The sequence below is a fragment of the Trebonia sp. genome, from assembly GCF_049794275.1.
Classification (GTDB): domain Bacteria; phylum Actinomycetota; class Actinomycetes; order Streptosporangiales; family Streptosporangiaceae; genus Trebonia.
This window is the reverse complement of sequence record NZ_JBARCR010000797.1, coordinates 1-20,556: the sequence shown is the minus strand read 5'-3', so window position 1 is coordinate 20,556 and position 20,556 is coordinate 1. Positions and strand designations below refer to the sequence as shown.

Annotated in this window: 20 protein-coding genes; 9 read left to right on the top strand and 11 right to left on the bottom strand. The window is 69.3% G+C overall.

Annotation, left to right across the window (positions count from 1 at the left end):
- Nucleotides 1-40 precede the first annotated feature (40 nt).
- Nucleotides 41-1,132: a cobalamin-independent methionine synthase II family protein gene (locus tag WA805_RS20835; protein ID WP_422285922.1), complete on the bottom strand. Its 1,092-nt coding sequence runs from the start codon at nucleotides 1,130-1,132 to the stop codon at nucleotides 41-43.
- Between the two features lie 99 nt (nucleotides 1,133-1,231).
- Between WA805_RS20835 and WA805_RS20830 the strand changes: the two genes are divergently transcribed.
- Nucleotides 1,232-2,209, top strand: a complete 978-nt coding sequence (locus WA805_RS20830) for a type IV toxin-antitoxin system AbiEi family antitoxin domain-containing protein (RefSeq protein WP_422278453.1) — start codon at nucleotides 1,232-1,234, stop codon at nucleotides 2,207-2,209.
- A 41-nt stretch (nucleotides 2,210-2,250) separates the two neighbouring features.
- Here the strand turns inward: WA805_RS20830 and treZ are convergent, their stop codons facing one another.
- A complete protein-coding gene (gene treZ, locus WA805_RS20825; RefSeq protein ID WP_425243161.1) occupies nucleotides 2,251-4,011 on the bottom strand; it encodes a malto-oligosyltrehalose trehalohydrolase in 1,761 nt (586 codons plus the stop codon).
- A complete protein-coding gene (gene treY, locus WA805_RS20820) occupies nucleotides 4,008-6,515 on the bottom strand; it encodes a malto-oligosyltrehalose synthase (protein ID WP_425243160.1) in 2,508 nt (835 codons plus the stop codon). The genes treZ and treY overlap by 4 nt, the downstream gene beginning before the upstream one ends.
- A 187-nt stretch (nucleotides 6,516-6,702) precedes the next feature.
- Between treY and WA805_RS20815 the strand changes: the two genes are divergently transcribed.
- From WA805_RS20815 to WA805_RS20800, 4 genes are all read left to right on the top strand, one after another.
- Nucleotides 6,703-7,644, top strand: a complete 942-nt coding sequence (locus WA805_RS20815; RefSeq protein ID WP_422278447.1) for a heme o synthase — start codon at nucleotides 6,703-6,705, stop codon at nucleotides 7,642-7,644.
- A 182-nt stretch (nucleotides 7,645-7,826) separates the two neighbouring features.
- Nucleotides 7,827-8,336, top strand: coding sequence for a gluconokinase (locus tag WA805_RS20810; RefSeq protein WP_422278445.1), 510 nt, complete (start codon nucleotides 7,827-7,829; stop codon nucleotides 8,334-8,336).
- A 9-nt stretch (nucleotides 8,337-8,345) separates the two neighbouring features.
- Complete coding sequence (locus tag WA805_RS20805; RefSeq protein ID WP_422278443.1) at nucleotides 8,346-8,597, top strand: Smr/MutS family protein; 252 nt, start codon at nucleotides 8,346-8,348, stop codon at nucleotides 8,595-8,597.
- A gap of 498 nt (nucleotides 8,598-9,095) precedes the next feature.
- On the top strand, nucleotides 9,096-10,451 hold the full coding sequence (locus WA805_RS20800) for a polysaccharide biosynthesis protein (RefSeq protein ID WP_424562971.1): 1,356 nt from the start codon (nucleotides 9,096-9,098) through the stop codon (nucleotides 10,449-10,451).
- Nucleotides 10,452-10,513: 62 nt separating this feature from the next.
- Here WA805_RS20800 and WA805_RS20795 read toward each other — a convergent pair whose 3' ends face one another.
- Nucleotides 10,514-11,350: a TetR/AcrR family transcriptional regulator gene (locus WA805_RS20795; protein WP_422285926.1), complete on the bottom strand. Its 837-nt coding sequence runs from the start codon at nucleotides 11,348-11,350 to the stop codon at nucleotides 10,514-10,516.
- A 116-nt stretch (nucleotides 11,351-11,466) separates the two neighbouring features.
- Here WA805_RS20795 and WA805_RS20790 point away from each other — a divergent pair, with 116 nt between their 5' ends.
- Nucleotides 11,467-12,474 (top strand): ATP-binding cassette domain-containing protein, encoded by a 1,008-nt coding sequence (locus tag WA805_RS20790; RefSeq protein ID WP_422285927.1) that lies wholly within the window; start codon nucleotides 11,467-11,469, stop codon nucleotides 12,472-12,474.
- Nucleotides 12,471-13,313: an ABC transporter permease gene (locus WA805_RS20785; RefSeq protein ID WP_422285928.1), complete on the top strand. Its 843-nt coding sequence runs from the start codon at nucleotides 12,471-12,473 to the stop codon at nucleotides 13,311-13,313. The genes WA805_RS20790 and WA805_RS20785 overlap by 4 nt, the downstream gene beginning before the upstream one ends.
- A 6-nt stretch (nucleotides 13,314-13,319) precedes the next feature.
- Here the strand turns inward: WA805_RS20785 and WA805_RS20780 are convergent, their stop codons facing one another.
- A complete protein-coding gene (locus WA805_RS20780; protein WP_425243159.1) occupies nucleotides 13,320-14,195 on the bottom strand; it encodes an exodeoxyribonuclease III in 876 nt (291 codons plus the stop codon).
- A 154-nt stretch (nucleotides 14,196-14,349) separates the two neighbouring features.
- On the opposite strand from WA805_RS20780, the gene WA805_RS20775 reads away from it, so the two are divergent.
- Nucleotides 14,350-14,895: a hypothetical protein gene (locus WA805_RS20775; protein WP_425243158.1), complete on the top strand. Its 546-nt coding sequence runs from the start codon at nucleotides 14,350-14,352 to the stop codon at nucleotides 14,893-14,895.
- On the top strand, nucleotides 14,877-16,445 hold the full coding sequence (locus WA805_RS20770) for an MFS transporter (protein ID WP_425243157.1): 1,569 nt from the start codon (nucleotides 14,877-14,879) through the stop codon (nucleotides 16,443-16,445). The genes WA805_RS20775 and WA805_RS20770 overlap by 19 nt, the downstream gene beginning before the upstream one ends.
- Nucleotides 16,446-16,598: 153 nt before the next feature.
- Here the strand turns inward: WA805_RS20770 and WA805_RS20765 are convergent, their stop codons facing one another.
- The 6 genes from WA805_RS20765 to WA805_RS20740 form a co-directional block, all read right to left on the bottom strand.
- Nucleotides 16,599-16,793 (bottom strand): hypothetical protein, encoded by a 195-nt coding sequence (locus WA805_RS20765; RefSeq protein ID WP_422285665.1) that lies wholly within the window; start codon nucleotides 16,791-16,793, stop codon nucleotides 16,599-16,601.
- Between the two features lie 175 nt (nucleotides 16,794-16,968).
- Nucleotides 16,969-17,331, bottom strand: a complete 363-nt coding sequence (locus WA805_RS20760; RefSeq protein ID WP_424562969.1) for a hypothetical protein — start codon at nucleotides 17,329-17,331, stop codon at nucleotides 16,969-16,971.
- Nucleotides 17,328-18,191, bottom strand: coding sequence for an extradiol ring-cleavage dioxygenase (locus WA805_RS20755; protein WP_422279470.1), 864 nt, complete (start codon nucleotides 18,189-18,191; stop codon nucleotides 17,328-17,330). The genes WA805_RS20760 and WA805_RS20755 overlap by 4 nt, the downstream gene beginning before the upstream one ends.
- Before the next feature lie 13 nt (nucleotides 18,192-18,204).
- Nucleotides 18,205-18,993 carry a citryl-CoA lyase gene (locus WA805_RS20750; protein ID WP_422285663.1) on the bottom strand — a complete coding sequence of 263 codons (789 nt, stop codon included), beginning with the start codon at nucleotides 18,991-18,993 and terminating at the stop codon, nucleotides 18,205-18,207.
- A gap of 7 nt (nucleotides 18,994-19,000) precedes the next feature.
- The gene (locus WA805_RS20745) at nucleotides 19,001-20,173 is read right to left on the bottom strand and encodes a CaiB/BaiF CoA transferase family protein (protein ID WP_422279474.1); all 1,173 of its coding nucleotides are present in this window, start codon (nucleotides 20,171-20,173) and stop codon (nucleotides 19,001-19,003) included.
- Between the two features lie 94 nt (nucleotides 20,174-20,267).
- On the bottom strand, nucleotides 20,268-20,556 hold a 289-nt coding region (locus tag WA805_RS20740; protein WP_425243156.1), incomplete at its 5' end, for an IclR family transcriptional regulator domain-containing protein.

Genomic DNA, 20,556 nt, shown 5'->3' with positions numbered 1-20,556 from the left:
GACGCTCGACGCCACCGTGACCTGGACGTGCCCTTGATCCCTACCAGATGTGGTGCGCCAGCTCCGCGACGAGCTCGAGCTTGCGCTCCTGGACGTCCTCGTTCGTCAGGTTGGCGCCGGGCAAGGTGGAGGAGAACCCGCACTGGGTCGACACGCCGAGCCGCTCCAGCCCGGTGTACTTGGCCGCCTCGTGCACCCGCGCGGTGAGCTCGGCGAGCGGCTCAAGCGTGGTGGTCTTGCTCGACACCAAGCCGAGGATGATCTGCTTGTCGTCGGGCGCCTTGGCGAGCGGCTCGAACGAACCGGAGCGCGCGTCGTCGTACTCGAGCAGGAAGATGTCGAAGTTGGTGAGCCGGCCGAACACGGCTTCGGCGGTGAAGTCGTAGCCGCCGGAGCCGATCCACTGGCTCATGTTGTTGCCCTTGCACACGTGCACGCCGAACGTCACCCCGGGGATGTCCGCGACGCTGTTGAAGATGTCGAGGCCCTCGGTGAGCGTGCGCTCGGTCGGCATGTCCAGGGTCTCGCGCAGCTCACGGTTCTCCGGATCGACGAGGGTGCCGATGTCGGGGGAGTCGATCTGTATGTAGGTGCAGCCGAGCGCGGCCAGGGCCTCTATCTCGGCCTTGATGATCGCGGCGCCGTCGGCGAACAGCTCGTACGCATCCCGGTAGACCGCCGTTGACCGCTCAGGCGACCAGGCCGTGTAGAACAGGAGCGGGGACGGGAAAGTGATCTTGACCGGGCTCGTCGCGCGGGCCCGGTTGTAGGCGAACTCTTCCAGGGTGATCTTCCGCTTCTGGCTGATCTTGCCAGTCACGATGAAGGGGTTGTGCCACACCCAGTCGGCTTCCGCGTTCTTGAAGTGGATCGGCGCGCCTTCGATCGGGGCCAGCCCGTCGATCTCGCCCACGACCTGGTCGAGGAACGAGAACCGGCGCAGCTCGCCGTCGGTGATGACGTCCAGCCCGATCCCCTCCTGCATCGCGATCGCCTGGTCGACCGCGCGGTCCTCGATCCGCTTGAAGTCGGGCACTGGGAGCTGGCCTGCCGCGTACGCGTCCCTGGCCTGCTGCAAGTACCTGGGCCTGAGCAGTGAGCCGATGACATCGGAGTGGTGTATCTGCGGCATAGCCAGCCTCCCTGGACGTCCTCGTCAGAAAACTGTCGTTACCGGTGAATCTGTCACCGCCGGCCTATCCGCCGCCAGCCCCTATCCGTAGTTATGTGTGTGGACCCGAATACGCAGCGACGCGACTGGTTCCTCACGCTAGATGCGCAAAGCGGCGTCGCCGACCGTTCCCAGGCGCTGCAGGCTGGTTACTCCAGACGGGCAATGGCCCACCGGCTGAAGTCTGCCAAGTGGCGGCGAGTACAGCGGGGTGTGTACGCCACCTTCACCGGCCCGGTGCATCGCGAGGCTCGGCTATGGGCCGCCTTGCGGCGTGCCGGACCGGGCGCGATGCTCAGCCATGAAACCGCCGGCGAAGTCCACGGCCTCACCGACAAGCCGTCGGCGAAGATCCACATCACCGTGCCGCCTAATCGTCACCCGGCGCACTACAGACCTATCGCGGGTGTGGTGATTCACCGCTCTGCCCAGAGCCTGCCCGCTCGACTGCCGGAGTGGGAACTGCCGCGCACCCGGATCGAGGACACGGTTCTCGACCTGGTCGCGACGGCCCGTACCTTCGATGAGGCCTACAGCTGGATTTCCCGTGCTCTGTCAAAGCACCTCGTCTCGGTAGGCATGTTGCGAGAGGCGATGGGCGGCCGCAGCAGGATCCGCTGGCGCGTCTGGCTAAGCGAGGCGCTGGCCGACGCCGACGAAGGCGCGTACTTCCCGCTTGAGCGCCGGTATGCGCGCGACGTCGAGCGTGCACATGGACTGCCCAAGGCGGAGCGCCAGGCAGGCCGGACCATCGGCGACAAGACTCATTACAAGGACAACTGGTACGCCGACTACCGCGTCTGCGTGGAACTCGACGGAGCGTCCTACCACCAGAACGATCAAGTGCGTCAAGATAAGCGCCGCGATAACCTCAACCTCGCCGTCGATGCGGCGCAGACCTACCGGTTCGGCCCCGTGGAGGTCACCGAGCGTGCCTGCGAAAGCGCAGCTATGGTCGCGGCCACCCTGCGCCGCCGGGGTTGGCAGGGCCAGCCCCACCCTTGCCGCCGAGCCGGCTGCCACGTCGGACGGCAATGATATTGGGCCAAAAGGCACACGTGAGTGTGCCTAACGGCCCATTATGATCCGGAAGCCGCGCCGACGACCGCGAAAGACGCGGGGGGCAGGGAGATCGCGCCCGATTTGAGAGAAATGTCAGAGTTAGAAGCGGCCAGCAGGGTGGCGGCGGGCGCACCCAGCGGGATCTCCACCGGGTCGGCGCCGAGGTTGGCGGCTATCCGGAGCGGGCCGCGGCTAATCAGCAGCCAGCGCGCTGCCTCATCGTAGGCCGCCCGGACCTCATGAAGGCGGGGGTCGGTCAGTTCCGGGCGGGCCCGGCGCAGCGCCACCAGCGACCGGTACCAGTCGAGCAGCGAGCGGTACGGTTCGCGGCCGGGCTGGGCCCAGTCGAGCTTGGAGCGCAGGAAAGTCTCGGGGTCCTGCGGATCGGGAACCTCAGCAGCCCCCCAGCCGTGCTGGGCGAACTCCGCCTTGCGGCCCGTGCTCACCGCTTCCGCGAAGAACGGGTCGGTGTGGTCGGTGAAGAACTGCCAGGGCGTGTCGGCGCCCCACTCCTCGCCCATGAACAGCATGGGTGTGAACGGCGCGGTGAGCACCAGGCCCGCCGCCACGCGGAGCAGCCCGTCCCGCAGCGGATTGCCGGCGAGCGTGGCCGCGATGCGGTCGCCGACGGCGCGGTTGCCGACCTGGTCGTGGTCCTGGATGAAGCAGACGAAGCGGTAGGCGGGCACCTGCAGCGTGTCGACCGGCCGGCCATGGCTGCGGCCGCGGAACGAGGACCAGGTCCCGTCGTGGAAGTACGCCCCGGTCATCGTCTTCGCCACGGCCGCGACCGAGCCGAAGTCCCCGTAGTACCCGTGCCGCTCCCCCGTCACCGCGGAGTGCAGCGCGTGGTGGAAGTCGTCGTCCCATTGCGCGGCGAGCCCGTAACCGCCAGCCTCACGCGAGGTGATCAGCCGCGGGTTGTTGAGGTCGGACTCGGCGACCAGGACCGCCGGCCGCCCCGACGCCGCGGCGAACCCGTCCGCCGTGGCGGCCAGTTCCTCCAGGATGTGCAGGGCGCGGTAATCTTCGAGCGCGTGCACGGCGTCGAGCCGCAGCCCGTCGATGTGGTAGTCCCGTAGCCACATCAGCGCGTTGCCCGTGATGAACGCGCGCACCTCGTCCGAGCCGGCCTGGTCCAGGTTCACGGCCGGCCCCCACGGCGTCATGTGCGCCTCGGTGAAGTACGGCCCGAACGCGGCGAGCTGGTTCCCCGGGCCGACGTGGTTGTAGACGACGTCAAGGAGGACGGCCAGGCCGCGCGCGTGCGCGGCGTCCACGAACCGCTTCAGCGCGTCGGGCCCGCCGTACGGCTCGTGCACCGCCCACAGCCCGATCCCGTCGTACCCCCAGCCGTGCTGGCCCGGGTACGCCGCGAGCGGCATCAGCTCCACCGTGGTCACGCCAAGCCCCGCCAGGTAGTCCAGCCGCTCGATGGCCGCATCCAGCGTCCCCGACAGAGTGAATGTGCCGACGTGCAACTCGTAGACGACCGCGCCCGCGAGCGGCGCGCCGCGCCAGCGCGAATCCGACCAGGCGTACGCCGAGTGGTCGTAGGTCCGGCTCGCGCCGGCCGGCCCGTACGGCTGCCGCGGCGACCTCGGGTCGGGCAGCGGCTCGCCGCCGTCCAGCCGGAACGCGTAATCGATCTCCCCTGACACCGGGAGCTCCGCTTGCCACCAGCCGGAACGGTCGCCCGGCGCCATCTCGTGACCGCGCCCGGCCACCTCAACAGAGACCCGGCCCGCGGCCGGCGCCCACACGCTGAGAACAGTCACGCGACCTCCGGAACCAGCGGGACGAGCAGCGCCACCGGCAGCCGCTGAGTCAGGTCCGCGAGCAGCACGCTCTGTTCCCGGTACACGCCCCCGGTGAGCACGTCCACCCAGCCGGCGGCGGCCTCGAGAACAGGCAGTGGCAGTAGCGTGCCGCCCCAGCCGCCCAGCCGGCGGAGACCGCCGGGCAGCCGGGTGGCCACCGTGACGGCGTGCCCGCCGCGTGCGAACGCCACCGCGTGACCGGCCGCGTCGCCCGCCGCGGTCAGCGGCTCGTAGCTCCCGGCGAACCAGTCGGGATGGTCGCGGCGCAGCCGCAGCGCGCGGGAGGTGACGAGCAGCTTCGCCGCGTCCAGTCGCGCCACGGGATCGGGATCGGAATCCGGGGACGACGCCGCGTCAAGGCGGCCAGCGTCCAGGTCCGCGAGCAGGGACTGCCGCCGACCGTAGTCCACCGGGCGCCGGTTGTCCGGGTCCACCAGGGACAGCCCGGTCAGCTCGCAGCCCTGGTACACGTCGGGCACGCCGGGCATGGTGAGCTGGACCAGCTTGGCACCGAGCGAGTTGGCGAGCGCATCGGCGGCGATCGAGGCCACGAACGCTTCGATCGAGCCGCGAAGCGGCGCGTCAGACAGCACCCGCGATCCCAGGCCGAGCACCGCCGCCTCGTAGCCGGGGTCGGAGTCGGTCCACGAGGTCCGCCGCTTGGCCTCGCGGATCGCCTTGGTTAGGCAGCCGTTGAGCCTTTCCTGGCTGATCGGCCACGCCCCGGCCAGGGTCTGCCAGAGCAGGTATTCGGTGTCCGCGTCCACGGCAGGCCCGGCGTCCCCGCCGGACCCGGACGACTGCGGAGGCACCGCGCGCTCGTGCCATTCCATGACCTGCTGGCCCCACTCGGAAGGCATCTCGGCGAGCACGGCGAGCCGGGCCCTGATGTCTTCCTGGCGCTTGGTGTCGTGCGTGGACAGCGTCGTCATCGTGCCCGGCCAGGATCTAAGCAGCCGGCCGGCCGTGGCGTGGAACTCCTCGGGCGGCACCCCGAACAGGCCAGGGTCACCGCCGACCTCGTTCAGCGAGACGAGCCGGAACCAGCGGTAGAACGCGGTGTCCTCGACGCCTTTGGCCTGCACCGGCCCTGATGTCTGCTGGAACCGCACGGTGAACTCACCCGTCCGGCCGGCGGCGCCGCTCACGGGCGGGTGCCTGCCGAGCGCCGCGGCGCCTACCTCCTCGGCGAGCCTGTGCAGCCGGCGCGCCAGGCGCCCCCGCGCGGCATCAACCGCGCCTCGCACGACCGCCGTCGTCTCATCCGACGGCAGCTCGCCCGGGTTCACGTATGCCCGGTAGACCGGCAGGCTGACGAGCACTTCGGTTAGCACGGACCGCGCGTCGGCCAGTTCGCAGTCCGCGCAGATGCCGCTAACCAGGCGGGCCAGCCGCAGCACGTCGGGGCGCAGCGACCCGGCGATGATCTCGCGCTTAGCGCCCTCGGCCACCTCGATAAACGGCGGCAGCCCGGTGACGGCGCCCAGCCGGCTGCGCAGCCGCGCGTACTCCGCCGCGAGCGGCGAGTCGCCCTCGGGGTCGACGAAAAGCCCGTCGGCCAGCCGGAGCGCGTCATACCCGGTAGTGCCGGCGCACGCCCAGTCGCCAGGCAGTTCCTCGCCCGCCTCGAGGATCTTCTCCACCACCACCCAGGCGCCGCCGGTCGCCGCCGCGAGACGGCGCAGGTACCCGCGGGGGTCGGCCAGCCCGTCCGGGTGGTCCACCCGCAGGCCGTCCACGAGCCCCTCGGATACCAGCCGCGCGATCACCGCGTGCCCGGCGCCGAACACGGCCGGGTCCTCCATCCGCACGCCGATCAGCGTGGTGATGTCGAAGAACCGCCGCCAGTTCAGCTCGGTCGTGGCGTCTCGCCAGTAGGCGAGCCGGTAGTGCTGGGACTCGAGCAGGCCGCTCATCGGCAGCCGCGACGTGCCCGGCCGCAGCGGGAGACAGTGGTCGAAGTAGTGCAGCACCGGCTCGCCGTCGGGTCCGCCGTCGGGCTCCACTCGCAGGTCGCCGAGCGAGTCTGGCACCGGCCCGCCCAGGATCGGCAGCAGCATCCGGCCGTCCTGCGCCGCCCAGTCGATGTCGAACCAGGTCGCGTACGGCGAGTCGCGGCCGTCTCTGAGCACCGACCACAGCTGCCTGTTCAGCGGCAGCTGATCGGGGATGGCCATATGATTCGGCACGATGTCCACGACGATGCCGAGCCCGTGGGAGCGGAACCGCTCGGCCATCGCGCGGAACCCGTCCTCCCCGCCGAGCTCGTTGCGGATCCGCGAGTGGTCGGTCACGTCGTACCCGTGCCGCGAACCTGGCACCGCCTCGAGTACCGGCGAGAGATAAACGTGCGTGACGCCGAGCGCCGCCAGGTATCCGGCCACCTCAGCCGCCTGGGCGAACCCGAAATCCGGCGTGAGCTGCAACCGGTAAGTCGAGACCGGGACCGTGCCAGCCGCCACATTCCCCCCGTCTGCTCGGTTTCTCTCTCCTGGACTTCCCACTAATGATTTTTCCGAACGTACGCAGCCGACTCCAGGCGGCCCCCTGCTTCGCCACGTGGGCTGGCGCGGAGGCATATTACGACGCCGTGTAGTCTCGTGGAGTGCCCGGCCTCCCGCAGGGCAGAAACGGTTGGTCTTATCCCAGGTGAGCGCGGTCAACGTCCGTTACGAGGCTGCCACTGACCAGCAGCGACAGCGCCTTCGAGCAAGCGCCACGGTGCGCGCGTACGTTGCGCTCTGCAAGCCGCGGATCGTCGAACTGCTGCTGATCACGGCGGTCCCGACGCTCTTCCTCGCCTACCGCGGGCTGCCCTCGCTGCTGGTGACGGTGGTGGTCGTCGTCGGCGGCGCGCTGGCGGCCGGCAGCGCCAACGCGCTGAACTGCTACATCGACAGGGACATCGATGAGGTGATGCGCCGGACGAGCGGCAGGCCGCTGGTCAGGCACACCGTGGCGCCGCGGTCGGCGCTCGTCTTCGGTGTGCTGCTCGGCGTGGTCGCCGTGGCGCTGTTCGCGGCGGCCACCAACCTGCTCGCCGCGGGGCTGACGCTGGCCGCCATCGCGTACTACGTGGTGATCTACACCATGCTGCTCAAGCGGCACACCTCCCAGTCCACGCTGTGGGGCGGGGTGTGCGGCGCGGCGCCGGTGCTCATCGCCTGGGCGGCGGCCACCGGGTCGCTGTCCTGGGCGGCCGCGCTGCTGTTCGCGGTCGTGTTCTTCTGGCAGCCGCCGCACTTCTGGGCGCTGGCCATCAAGTACCGGGAGGACTACCGGCGGGCCGGCATTCCGATGCTGCCGGTGGTCGCGCCGGTCCGCCGGGTGCTCGCCGAGTCAGTGGTGTACAGCTGGCTGATGGTCGCGGCGTCGCTCGCGCTGTGGCACTGGGCCGGACCGGTTTACGAGGCCGTCGCGGCGGTGGCGGGCGCCGTGTTCCTGGCCGAGGTGCACCGGCTGCACCGCGCGTCGCGCCGGGACGAGGCCGACGGCGGGGACCGGCTCGTCACAATGCGGCTGTTCCATCTGTCGCTGGTATACCTGACGGTGGTGTTCGCCGCCGTGGCGGCCGGCGCGCTGCTCCGCTAGCACGCCTTCCGGGGCAAAACTGGTTTCGGCAAAACTAGCGGAACCGGGTTGAACCGCTGGGGCCCGCGGTGCGTATAGCTAGATAGAGCAGGCCCGCGGGTAACAGAAATGACGCTCCCAACGTTGCGCCCGCGGGCCGCTCTTACTTCTCCTCTTCCCTGAGTCCGGCTAGACTCCGCGCCGTGATCGTGATCGTGGCCGGCGTCGCCGGCAGTGGCAAGACGACTATCGGAACGCAGCTCGCCAAGCGGCTGGGCTGGCGGTTCGCCGACGCCGATGGTTTCCATTCGGTGGCCAACGTGGCGAAGATGCGGGCCGGCATTCCGCTCACCGACGAGGACAGGGCGCCGTGGCTGCGCGCGATCACCAGCTGGATGGACGACATCGAGGCGCGGGGAGAGTCAGGGGTGATCACCTGCTCCGCGCTCAGGCGCCGCTACCGTGACGACCTGCTCTCCGGGCGGCCCGCCACGATGGTCTTCCTCGAGGTGAGCAAGGAAGACCTCGTCCAGCGGCTGAGCCACCGGTACGGACACTTCTTTCCCGAGAAGCTGCTGGACAGCCAGCTAGCCGCGTTCGAGCCGCCGGACCCGGACGAGCGCGTACTGACCCTGCCCGAGGACGGCGGCCCCGCACAGACGGTGGACGAGATCGTGACGCGGCTCGGGCTGGATCCGCAGCCGACGGCGTAGCCTGGTGGCGTGAAGCTGACGCTGGACCTGCACGACATCTACAACCATGGCGGCGAGATCGACCGCGCGCTGCAGCAGAAGTTCGACGAGGCCGCCGCGAAGAAGGCGCCGCTGCTGGAGATCATCCCCGGCAAGGGCTCCGGCCAGCTGAAAAAGCACGTGCTTCGCTTTCTCGAACGCAAGGACATCAAGCCGCTGTACCACCGGGTGGAGAAGGACTCCAAGAACTTCGGCCGCTTGTTCGTGCACTTCAGATGGTAAGCGAACGGGTATCGATCGAATCAGCGATGCCCACCCTTGGGAATTGCGGTTCTCCTAATCACCTAAGGCGGCCTAAGGCGGATCGCCTAACTCATTGTCACGCTCCGCGTCCGCCGGGCGACAAGATCGAGAACGCCTACTGGCTGTGTGATGAACGCTATCCGCCGGTAGAGTGGCTTCTTGTGGCGGGGCAAACAGTAGTTACGCATGACATACGGAATGACTTCTGGGTCGCGCCTGGGTAGCGCGGCCGGAGCTTACGGTCGCAAGTCTGCAAAAACAGGCTGGTCGCCTGCACGGGGGACGTTTACACATATTTCCGTGGTGGGCATGACCTAGTTCTTAGCAGTTGCTTCTAGGTAACGCTGGGTGGCCGATTCCCCGCTGGGCTACTAGCGAATAAGTACAGATTGCTTCAAGATGCCTATAGCTTGCTTGAAGCGAGTAGCTGGGCGGGAGGACACGAGGGTGGGTCAAGCTTCTGAAATCATTGAGTCGATGCTGCGCGCTGTACCGGCACGCCAGGAGCGTCTCGACGAGGACCAGATCGGCGCACTGCGCGAGCTGACGAGCTCGCTGGTCGCCGCGAAACCGGATGCGGCTGGGGAGTACGCGAGGTTTCTCGGCATCAAGCAACGCGGGCTCTGTCTGCCGGAGGCGGACCTCGCGAGCCGGGTGGGCGGCGCGACCGTGCTGGTCACCGGCGGAACGGGGTGCATCGGCTCGACGCTGATGGCCCAGCTCGCCGCCAGGGAACCCGGTCGGCTGATCAGCGTCAGCCGGGGCGTCACGGCGGGCTGGCCGCGGCAGGAGAACGCCGAATACCGGTACGCCGACGTGCGGGACCGCCGTGCGATCGACGAGCTCATCGCCGCCGTGCGGCCTGACCTCATCTTCCACGTCGCGGCGCAGCGGTCGCCCGCGCTCGCTGAGGTGGAGGTGCACCGCACGGTCACGACCAACGTGCTCGGCTCCCGTAACGTGCTCACGGCGGCCGCGGCCGCCCGTGTGCCGCAGGTGGTCGTCGCGTCCACCGGCAAGGCCCTGCGACCCTACTCGCCGGAGATGTACACGGCCTCCAAGCGGGCCGCTGAGTGGGTGGCGACCACGGTCGCGGCCGGCGGCGACATGCTCTGTTCGGCATCCAGGTTCACCCACGTGATCGACAACTCGATCGTCTACCAGCGGCTGCAGGGCTGGGCCGAGGACGACGGCCGGGGCGTGGTCCGGCTGCACAGCTCGACCATCGCGTTCTACGTCCAGTCCGCGCTCGAGTCGGCGCAGCTGCTGCTGCTCGCGCTGCTCGGCGCCCAGCGCGGCGAGTTCCGGGTGCACGCGATCACCGACCTCGGCTGGCCGGTCACCCTGATCGACGTCGCGGTCGGGGTGCTGGCGCACAAGGGCTCGCGGTCGCCGATCTACTTCAGCGGCTATGACCCTGGCTATGAGGAGGTGCCGTTTCCCGGCCTCTACGACCCGGCGACCGCGGGCGACGTGAGCCCGCTGCTCAACGCGTTCGAGACGGCGGCCGCGGTCGACTCACCCTGTCCCATGGTCGACGCGTTCCGGCTGGACATGGCGCCGGACCAGGTGGCGCCGAAGCTGCTCACGGCCCTGGAGACGGTGTGCGAGCGGACCGAGGACGCGGACACCGTGCGGCACGCGCTCGACGACCTCAGCTGGTCAGTGCTGGACGCCACCCTCGGCGCCGCGGCCCGGCCAGCGCTCACCCGGTCGGCGAAGCTCGTCGTTCAGCATGAGCACGCGATGACGCCGGTGCACCGCCGGGTGATGGAGGCGATCAAGGGCCACGCGAACGCCGAGCTTAGCGCGGCAGGCGACAGCCCGTTATAGGCCGCCGGCGGGTGTGGCCTGGCCGCCGGGGGAACGGTAAGGGCGGTCCGACCGGGCCGCCCTTACAGCTTGAGTCGGGCCGCGATCCCGTCGAGCATGCAGTCGACGCCGAACTCGAACCGCTCGTCCCGTGTCAGCGGCGAGTCGGGATCGACTCCTGACTCGAGGATGCGCACGAGGTGCGGATACTGCCCTGATTCCCTGATCCGGCGGCCGAACTCGGCGATGGACTCGTCGATCTCGCCCTCGGTCATGCCGGCGGTGGTCTCGGCCAGGCTCTCCCCCCAGCGGATCTCCTGGATCTCGCGTAGCGCCGCCCCCACCACGTAGGTCCCGAAGGTCGTCAGCACCCGCAGGGCGGTCACGATGTCCAGGCCGAGCCCGTCGAGCGTCTCCATCAGCCGTTCGGCGTTGCGCGCGTCGTTCGGCCCCGCCGGCGGCCCCGTGCCCAGGAAGTCGATGGCCCACGGATGCCGCAGCAGCGCGGCGCGCATGATGCCGGCGTATCCGCGCAGGTCCGCCCGCCAGTCCCCGGACGGTTCCGGCGCCAGCGCCTCGACCTGCACCCGCTCGAGCATCAGCCGGTGCAGTTCCTCCTTCGAGCTGACATACCAGTAGAGCGACATCGTGCCCACGTCGAGTTCGCGGGCGATCCGCCGCATGCTGACCGCCTCGGGGCCCTCGTCGTCAGCGATGGCGATCGCCGCGGCGACGATGTCCGCCACCTCGAGGCCGCGCGCCCGGCGCCCCGGCTGCCGCCCGTGTTCCCGGTGCCTGGTCACGTGGTCGGCGATCTGCCGCTCGCGGCGAAGTTCATGCCGGTCGCGGCGGTCGCGGAGGACATCGCCGAAAACCGGCCGCAGCGGCACGAAGAGGTCTTCTTCCGCGTCCTCGTCCACTGTTCGCTCCTTGCCGCCGGCGATAAAGCAGTTGCTTCTCGTACACCGTACTGCTAGCGTACGATGTACGAGAATAGTACACCGTACGATCCACGGGGAAGCGAATCGGAGAAACGATGAGTGAGACTCCCGCCATCGAGGCGGAAGGACTGGTCAAGCACTACGGGACGACGAAGGCGCTCGACGGCCTGGACCTGACGGTGGGCCAGCAAACCGTCTACGGCCTGCTCGGACCCAACGGCGCGGGGAAGACCACCGCGGTGCGCGTGCTCGCCACGCTGCTGCGCCCGGACGGCGGCCGGGCCAGGGTCGATGGCCACGACGTGGTGGCGGAGGCCGCCGTGGTGCGCCAGACCATCGGGCTCACCGGCCAGTACGCGGCGCTCGACGAATACCTCACCGGGCGGTCCAACCTGGTCATGATCGGCCGGCTGAGCAGGCTGACCACGCGGGCAGCCACGCGGCGCGCCGACGAGCTGCTGGAGCGGTTCGGCCTGGCGGAGGCCGCGACGAGGGCGGTCAAGACGTACTCAGGCGGCATGCGGCGGCGTCTCGACCTGGCGGCGAGCCTGATCGGGAACCCGAGCGTGCTGTTCCTTGACGAGCCGACCACCGGCCTCGACCCGACCGCCCGCGCGCTCATGTGGGACATCGTCAGGGAGCTCGTCGCGGACGGCACGACGCTGCTGCTGACCACGCAGTACCTGGACGAGGCCGACCAGCTGGCCGACAGGATCGCGGTCATCGACGGCGGCAGGGTCATCGCGGAGGGCACGCCGGCCGAGCTCAAGGCGTCCGTCGGCGGCCAGCGGGTGCTGCTCACGCTGGCCGAGGCGGGCGACGCCGCGGTCGCGGTCAAGGCGCTGCAGGCGTTCGCCACCGGCTCCATCGTCCCGAACGGCCGTGGTTCCGACCACGGGGACCGGCTCCTGGAGGTTCCCGTCATCGCCACGGACGGGCTAGCCACCGAGGTGCTCCGCGCGCTCGACGCCGCCGGCGTCGGGGTGAGCGACATCGCGGTGCGCAGCGCATCGCTCGACGACGTCTTCCGCACGCTCACCGCAGCGGAGGCGGCAGACGAAGACGAAGACAAGGCCGAACTAGCCGAGGAGGCCGCGGTATGACCGCAACAACGCTATCGGCCGCGGACCTGACCACGGGGCGCGGCTCGCCCGCCCAGTTCCTGAATGACGTCTGGGTGCTGACCAAGCGCAGCATCGCACGGATCCGGCGGGAGCCGGAGACACTGTCCGAGGTGACGATCCAGCCGGTCATGTTCGTGCTGATGTTCGCCTACGTGTTCGGCGGCGCCATCGCCCTCCCCGGCGGCGGGAACTACCACGAGTACCTGATCGGCGGCATGCTCGGCATGAGCCTGGCGCAGACCGCGCCGGGGACCGCGGTCGCGGTCGTCTCCGACATGTCCACCGGGCTGATCGACAGGTTCAGGTCGCTGCCCATGTCCCGTGCGGCGGTGCTCACCGCGCGCACGATCGCGGACCTGCTGACCCAGATGATCGGCGCCGCGGTGGTGGCCGGCGTCGGGCTCGCCATCGGCTGGCGGGTGCACACCGGCCCCGGCGACGTCATCGAGGCGTTCGCGCTCGCCCTGCTGTTCGGGTACGCGTTTACCTGGGCCGGCGTCTGCCTCGGCATGGTGCTGCGCAGCCCGGAGGCCGCGCAGCAGACCGGATTCATTATTTTCCTGCCGCTGACGTTCATCTCCAGCGCTTTCGTGCCGATCCAGGGCATGCCGGGCTGGCTCCAGCCGATAGCGGAATGGAACCCGATGTCCTCGCTCGCCGCCGCGTGCCGCCAGTTGTTCGGCAATCCGAACCCGGCGGCCCTTGTGGACGCGTGGCCGGCGCAGCACGCCGAACTGGCCGTGGTCTGCTGGTCGCTGGCGATGCTCGCGGTGTTCGCCCCGCTCGCCGTGCACCTCTACAGGAACAAGGGCCGGTAGAGGTGCTCAGTCGGGTGTGGCGCCCGACTGCGGGAGCTTGACGGTGCCGCGCGGCGCGGGGCGGGCCGATGGCGGCGGGACGACCGGGCCGATGTCGCCATCCGGCGCCTCGTCCAGGTCGGCGATGACCGGCGCGTGGTCGCTTGGCGCGGTGCCCTTGCGCGCCTTGCGGTCCACCCACGCCGCCTTGACCCGGGCGGCCACCGGGGCGCTGGCCAGGATCAGGTCGATGCGCATCCCGAAGTCCTGGTGGAACATGCCGGCCCGGTAGTCCCAGTACGTGAACACCCGGCTCTCCGGCCAGCGGTCCCGGACAACGTCGTGCAGGCCGAGCGCCTCAAGATCGGCGAGCGCGGCGCGCTCCGGCGGCGTCACGTGCGTCTGCCCAACATAGGCGGCCGGGTCGAACACGTCCGCGTCGGCCGGCGCGAGGTTCATGTCGCCGCAGACCAGTGCCGCTTCCGGACCCGCCGCCACGGCGTCCCTGAGCGCGGCGAGCCAGGCGAGCTTGTAGCGGTAGTGATCGGAATCCGGCGTCCTGCCGTTCGGCACGTAGACGGAATGCACGCGGATGCCGGCGCACGACGCGGAGACCGCTCTCGCCTCGGGCGCGGGGAAGCCGGGCTCGTCAGGCAGGCCGGTGCGCACATCGTCGAGCCCGGCCCTGGACAGGATCGCGACCCCGTTCCACTGGGGCTGCCCGTGCACGGCGAACTCATAGCCCCTGGTCGTGAGCTCGGTGCCGAGCAACTCGGTGAAAGCCTCGCGAGTGAGCTTGATCTCCTGCAGGCACACCACATCGGGCTGTCGTTCGTCGAGCCACGGCAACAGCCGCGAGACTCGCTGCTTGACCGAGTTGACGTTCCAGGTCGCTACCCGCACCCGTCCACAATAGCCAGCGCGTCACACTGACGCGTGTGTCGGCGATCTTGAGCGGCTCCGAGGGCGCCAGAGCGACAATAGGTCAGGAATCTTTCAGCGATTGCTCATCCGCTTAACGTGCTAATCCCCACGCCGACGAAGAGAGGCGTAACGAATGCGATTCCACTCGCGCGTGCACCGGTTTTACCTGGCTCCGGCTCTTGGCCTGGTGTTCGCCCTTGCGATAACTGCCTGCTCGAGCGGCGGCTCCAGCTCGAGTTCTACTGCGACCTCTGCCCCTGCCGCCACCACATCGGCAGCGACGGCGTCCTCGAGTGCGGCCGCGGGCGGTTCTGCCGTCGCGCAGATCACCGCCAATTGGGAGGCGTTCTTTAACCCCGCGACCCCGAACAGCAAGCGCGTCCAGTTGCTGGAGAACGGCTCGGAGTTCGCGTCCGCGATCAACGCGTTCTCGGCCAGCCCGCTTGCGCAGCAGGTGTCTTCCAAGGTCGATTCCGTGTCGGTGACCTCGGCCACCAAGGCCAACGTGAAGTATGACCTCACAGCGGCCGGCACGTCGGTGGCCACCGGGCAGACCGGGACCTCGGTCCTCCAGGACGGCGTGTGGAAGGTCGGCGACGAGGTCTTCTGTGGCCTGCTCAAGCAGGGCGCCTCGCTGCTGAACGTTTCGGTCCCCGCGGCATGCAACTCAGCAAGCTGAGCCTGCCGAGCGCGGGCGGCAGAGGCGGCGAACGCCACTGGGCCAACTCGGTCGCGCTCGCCGCGCTCTGCACGCTGCTTTTCCTGACATTCCTCGATAACACGATCGTCTCCGTCGGGCTCGGCAGCCTGCAGACCACCCTGCACGCCAGCGTCGCCGACCTGCAGTGGGTGGTCGGCGCCTACGCCCTCACGTTCGCGAGCATCATGCTGGCCTGCGGGATGATCGGCGACGAGCTCGGCCGTAAGAAGGTCATGCTGACCGGCGCCGGCGTGTTCTGCGCCGGCTCTATCCTCTGCGCGCTGGCGCCCAACGCCCAGGTCCTCATCGCCGGGCGGGCAATCATGGGCCTGGGCGCGGCGGCGAGCGAGCCGGGCACCCTTTCCGTGCTGCGGCACATCTACACCGACGACAGGGCCCGCGCCAGGGCGGTCGGCGTCTGGGCAGCCGTGTCCGGGCTGGCGCTCGCGCTCGGCCCGGTGATCGGCGGCGCCATCATCGGCGCCTGGAACTGGCGCGGCATCTTCTGGTTCAACCTGTTCTTCGGGCTGCTGGCGCTGCTCGTCGCCGCGGTCGTCGTGCCAGAGAGCTCGGACCCGCACGCCGCGCGGGTGGACACGACAGGCACGGTGCTCGGCGCGGGGGCGCTGGCCACCCTGGTGTTCGGGATTATCGACGCGGAGACGTCGAGCTTCGCCGCCACCGTGCCTGTGACGCTGTTCTGCGTCTCGGCGGTGCTCGCGGCGGCGTTCATCTGGTGGGAGCACCGGGCCGCGAGCCCGCTGCTCTACCCCCGGCTGTTCCGGCTGCGCTGGTTCACGGTGCCGAACGTCGTCGCGTTCTGCACCTACTTCTCGACGTTCGCGATCTTCTTCTTCACCGCGTTGTACCTGAACCAGGTCCTCGGCGCCTCGGGATACCGCATCGCGCTCGTCTTCGCGCCGATGACGGTGCTGATGATCGCCTCGTCGGTGCTCGCCGGCTACTGGACGGGCACCGCGGGGCCGCGATGGCCGATCATCATCGGGTGCGCGCTGTTCGGCGCCGGGCTATTGCTCGCGAACCCGCTGATCAGCACGCACCCCAACTACTTCCTGCTCGCTCTGGCCCTCGCGGCCGCTGGCATCGGCATCGGCATCACGGTCGTGCCGGTCACCTCCGCCGTCCTCGACGCGGTGCCGCCCGACCGGTCAGGCATGGCCGCCTCGGCCGCCAACACCAGCCGGGAGATCGGCGCCGTCACCGGCGTCGCCGTCCTCGGCGCACTCGTCTTCTCCCAGGTCAACGCCAGCCTCACCACCGGCCTGGTGCGGCTCGGCGTGCCCATCGGCTACAAGACGCTGATCCTCGAGTTCATCGAGACCGGCCAGGTCGTGGGCGTGAACATCAACAACTACCAGTCGAACCCCATAGTCGGCAAGGTGATCGGGGCAGCCTACGCGGCGTTCGGCGACGGCGTGCACCTGGCGCTCTACGTGACGGCCGGCCTGATGTTCTTCGCGGCGCTCCTCTCGCTCGTTACTCTGCGTAAGGAGCCTCAGACGCCTTGACAGATCCGGGCAGGTAAGCGACGATCAGGCACCGCAGAGCCGCGGCCGGGGCGTGCCACACGTGCAGTCACCCTTGTCGGGAGGCGCTAGCGCCTAGGCCCGATTTTGACGCACCGAGGTGGCCGCACCGGCCGCTCATCGTGGCAGTTACTCCTACGGGTCGATGAGGTCGCCGACGAGGTCGACGGTCTCGCGGACCGCGCCGTGCCGGCGTCGGATGACGTCCGCGATCAGCCCGGTCCACCCGGTCTGGTGGCTGGCGCCGAGTCCGGCGGCGTTGTCGCCGTGGTAGTACTCGTTGAAGTAGATGTTGTCCCGCCATCGCGGGTCGTGCTGCAGCCGGTCCACCCTGTCAGCCCGGCCTCGAGCGGATTCATCTAGGTATCAGATTTCGCCCTAAAAATCGGGCAAAACGGACGCTGGAGGGGCCGGAAGTGATACGAAGTCGCTTCGGGGTCAGTTAACTCACGCGGACGGCGGTCGCCCGCGGGGTGCGGGGACCGCCGACGGCGTGGGTGCTGGGTCAGGTGGTGATGTCGGGGTAGGGGAGCTTGAAGTGGGAGAGGCGCTGGGCGTACTCGAGCTGGAAGCCCAGGGGTTCGTCGTAGTCGCGCTCGAACATGGCGATGAACAGGGTCAGCGTCAGGAACGGGTGCGCGCCAAGCTCGAACAGCCCGGGGTAGTCGTGTGCCGCCAGGGCCTCCCGCTCGGCGTCGTCGAACTTCAGCCAGGTGCTGCACTCGTCGCCGTGCACGTTCAGGATCGCGTTGGCCCGCTCGGCCTCCCACCACTCGACGGTGCCGCGCGGGTCTTCCCGGTACCGCTCGACGAGCTCGGGGTCGCGGTCGACGGTGTACAGGAACTTGTTCAGCAGGTACTTGCTCACGCTCCCGCTCCCTTCGGGTACCAGGTGAAGTACGCCTCCATAGTGTGGAAGAGGTCGAGGGTGTCCGCGTAATCGGCCTTCTCGCCGGCGCCCGCCGCGCCCATCATCAGCATGAAGTCCAGGAAGCCGTGCGTGGCGTTGCCCGGCTCCCACAGGTTCTCCAGCGATACCTCGCCGAGCGCCTTCTCGATGTCGCCGTTGGCGATCCACTCCACGGCCTTCCTGTCGAACTCGGGGTCCGGGCCGTGCGGGCCGAACTGGCGGGGGCCGCCGAGCTCGAGCGACAGGTGGCCGGTCCCGATGATCGCTACCCGCTGGTCGCTCGGCCACGACTCGACGAGCTCACGGATCGCCTGGCCGAGCTGGACGAACCGCTTCGGCTGCGGAAGCGGCGGCGCGAAGATGTTCGTGTAGACCGGCACGATCGGCAGGTCGGCTTCCGGCCGCAGCGTGATCATCGGGCAGGTGACGCTGTGGTCGATGCGGAGCTCGTTGCTGAACGCGAGGTCGAATCCCGCGTCGAGGCCGTTGCGCAGGATGTGCGTGGACAGGTCCTCACTCCCGGTGAAGAACATCCGCGGCAGGCCGAACTCGCGCTCCTCGTTGTACCAGTTCGCGTTGTAGAACGGCGCGTTGCCGACGAGGAACTGCGGCATGTTGTCCAGCCAGAGCTGGTGGAAGTGGTCGCTCCCCACCAGGACGAGCACGTCCGGGTTGGCGCGGGTGAGGGTCTCGCGGAAGGCGGTGATCTTCGCGACCCACTCATCGGCGAACGGCGGTCGGTCGTCGCCGGTTGAGGTGCTGGCGCGGTAGTAGAACGGGTGATGCGTCGAGGCGATGACCGCTGCGACAGTTGCCATGGCGGCTCCCGGGTTACTCGGATTTGGGGGTTATATAAACAGCGTTGCGGTCGACGTGCATGTAGATGTCGTTCGCGATCGGCGTGCGCTGCTCCTCGGCCAGCTGGCCGAGGAGTCCCGCGGCGCGGGCGAGCAGGGCGAAGCCGCGCAGCAACTTGAGCGGCAGACCGAGGTCGGCGAGCACGGCGCCGCAGGTGCCCGCGCCGTTGAGCGGCAGCGTCCGGCCGAGGACCTGCGGGTGGACCCGGCCAATCGCCTCGAACAGTCGCAGGTGCGGGCCGCGGAGCCCCTCTTCTTCTGCGATCTCGATGAGCACCGGGGTGCGCGGGTCGCGGACCTTGTGCACCGGGTGGCCGAGGCCGGGGACGAACTTCTTCGCCGCCCGCGCCTGCTGGACGGCTGCCAGCGCGAGCTCGTCGTACCCGGCGTCGTCGGCGGGAATCTCGCCCGCTTCGGCGAGCACCCCGGCGAGGAACTGGCCGGCGTCCTCGGTCACGCCCAGGAACCGGGAGCCGCCGCCGAGCAGGCCCGCCGCGAGCGCGCCCTGAAGTGAGTCGGGGGCGCTCAGGTAGGTCAGCCGGGCCGCGATCGCGGTCGGCGTGAAGCCGTGGTCGGCGAGGGCGACGAGCACCGATTCGAAGACTCGCACCTCGGACTGGGTCGGGCGGCGCTGGGTGACCATCCACAGCGTCAGCTCGCCGAACCCCACCTTGCCCATCAGGTCATCGGCCAGGCTCTGGCCGAGCAGGGTGATCTTGTCGGCGTCCGAGGTGCCGAGCGAGGTGGGGTACTCCTGTGTCATACCCTGATCATCCTTCCTCGGTCGCCAGCCAGGCGCGGATCTCGTCGCCTTGCTCGTCAAGGTCCGGCGGCGCGAGCGGATAGCTGGCCGGCGTCTTCGAGAAGGTGACCGGGTGCCGCATCGAGGGCCTGGTGCGGTCTCCCGCGCCCGCGGTGACGATCGGGTCGAGGCCTATCTTCTGCGCGAACTCGACCCCCTTGTCCACGGTGTTGATCGGCCCGCACGGCACGCCGGCGGCGATGAGCACGTCGAACCACTCGCCCGCCGAACGGGCCGCGAGCTTCTCCGCCAGCAGCGGCTTGAGCTTGTCCCTGTTGGCGGTCCGGCCGGGATTCGTCGCGAACATGGGGTCATCGGGCAGCTCGGGCGCGCCGATCACGTCGCACAGCTTCCGGAACTGCGCGTCGTTGCCCGCGGTGACGATCAGCTCGCCGTCGCCGGTCGGCAGCGGCTCGTAGGGGAACAGGCTGGGATGCGAGTTGCCCATCCGGAACGGCACGACGCCGGCGGCCGCGAAGGCGCTGGTCTGATTCACCATGCCGGACATCGCCGACGCCATCAGGCTCGCCTCGAGGTGCTGGCCCTCGCCCGTCTCGTTCCTGTGGTTGAGCGCGGCGAGGATCGCGATCGTGGTGTGCAGCCCAGCGATCACGTCGAACGCCGAGATGCCCGCCCGGTACGGCGGCCCGTCCGGGTCCCCGGTGAGCGACATCAGCCCGGACATCGCCTGCACCATAAGGTCATAGCCCGGCAGGTCCTTGCCGCCGCCGCTGCCGAACCCGCTGATCGAGGCGTAGATGACAGCCGGATTGACCGCGCTCACCGAGTCGTAGTCCAGGCCGTACCTGGCCAGGCCGCCGGGCTTGAAGTTCTGCACGAACACGTCGGCGCGGCGGGCGAGTTCTCTGGCCAGGGCCAGGTCGTGGTCGTTCTTCAGGTCAAGCGCCACCGACCGCTTGTTCCTGTTGATAGCGAGGAAGTACGTGGAGACGCCATCGTCGGTGACCGGAGGCATCCAGGAGCGGGTGTCGTCACCGGCCGGGCTCTCCACCTTGATCACGTCCGCGCCCAGGTCGGCAAGCAGCATCGTGCAGTACGGTCCGGCCAGCACGCGAGAGAAGTCGGCGATGAGCAGCCCGGATAGCGGACCCGGGCGCCCGGCACGGTCAGGATCGGTCATGCAGTGCCCCTCTGTCTGGCCCTGTTATGAAGATGGTGTCCGCATAACGGACAAATGTCCGTCTGCCGAGTATGGTTATACCCTCTGACGGCTGTCAAGACGCGCTGCCTGCCGTCGTGACCTGCGGAACACCCTGGCAGGCGGCCCAGTCGGCGCTGATCGCGCCCGCCGTCTGGAGCAGCAGCGGCAGGTGCTGACCGGTGAGGACTTCGAGCGGAGTCTCCGCGGCGTGCGAGTTGACGTTGAGCGCGGCGATCACCCGGCCGTCGCCGTCCCGCAGCGGCACGGCGACCGACCTGATGCCAGGCGCCAGCTGCTCGTCGGTGAGCGCCCAGCCGCGCGCCCGCACCTCGCGCAGCGCGGCGGCGCGCTCACTGGCGTCC

Excerpts from the sequence above, each read along its gene's own strand:
- WA805_RS20835 (WP_422285922.1), bottom strand. The coding sequence starts at position 1,132 with ATGCCGCAGATACACCACTCCGATGTCATCGGCTCACTGCTCAGGCCC.
- WA805_RS20800 (WP_424562971.1), top strand. The coding sequence starts at position 9,096 with ATGCTGCGCGCTGTACCGGCACGCCAGGAGCGTCTCGACGAGGACCAG.
- WA805_RS20790 (WP_422285927.1), top strand. The coding sequence starts at position 11,467 with ATGAGTGAGACTCCCGCCATCGAGGCGGAAGGACTGGTCAAGCACTAC.
- WA805_RS20785 (WP_422285928.1), top strand. The coding sequence starts at position 12,471 with ATGACCGCAACAACGCTATCGGCCGCGGACCTGACCACGGGGCGCGGC.
- WA805_RS20775 (WP_425243158.1), top strand. The coding sequence starts at position 14,350 with ATGCGATTCCACTCGCGCGTGCACCGGTTTTACCTGGCTCCGGCTCTT.
- WA805_RS20770 (WP_425243157.1), top strand. The coding sequence starts at position 14,877 with ATGCAACTCAGCAAGCTGAGCCTGCCGAGCGCGGGCGGCAGAGGCGGC.
- WA805_RS20755 (WP_422279470.1), bottom strand. The coding sequence starts at position 18,191 with ATGGCAACTGTCGCAGCGGTCATCGCCTCGACGCATCACCCGTTCTAC.
- WA805_RS20750 (WP_422285663.1), bottom strand. The coding sequence starts at position 18,993 with ATGACACAGGAGTACCCCACCTCGCTCGGCACCTCGGACGCCGACAAG.
- WA805_RS20745 (WP_422279474.1), bottom strand. The coding sequence starts at position 20,173 with ATGACCGATCCTGACCGTGCCGGGCGCCCGGGTCCGCTATCCGGGCTG.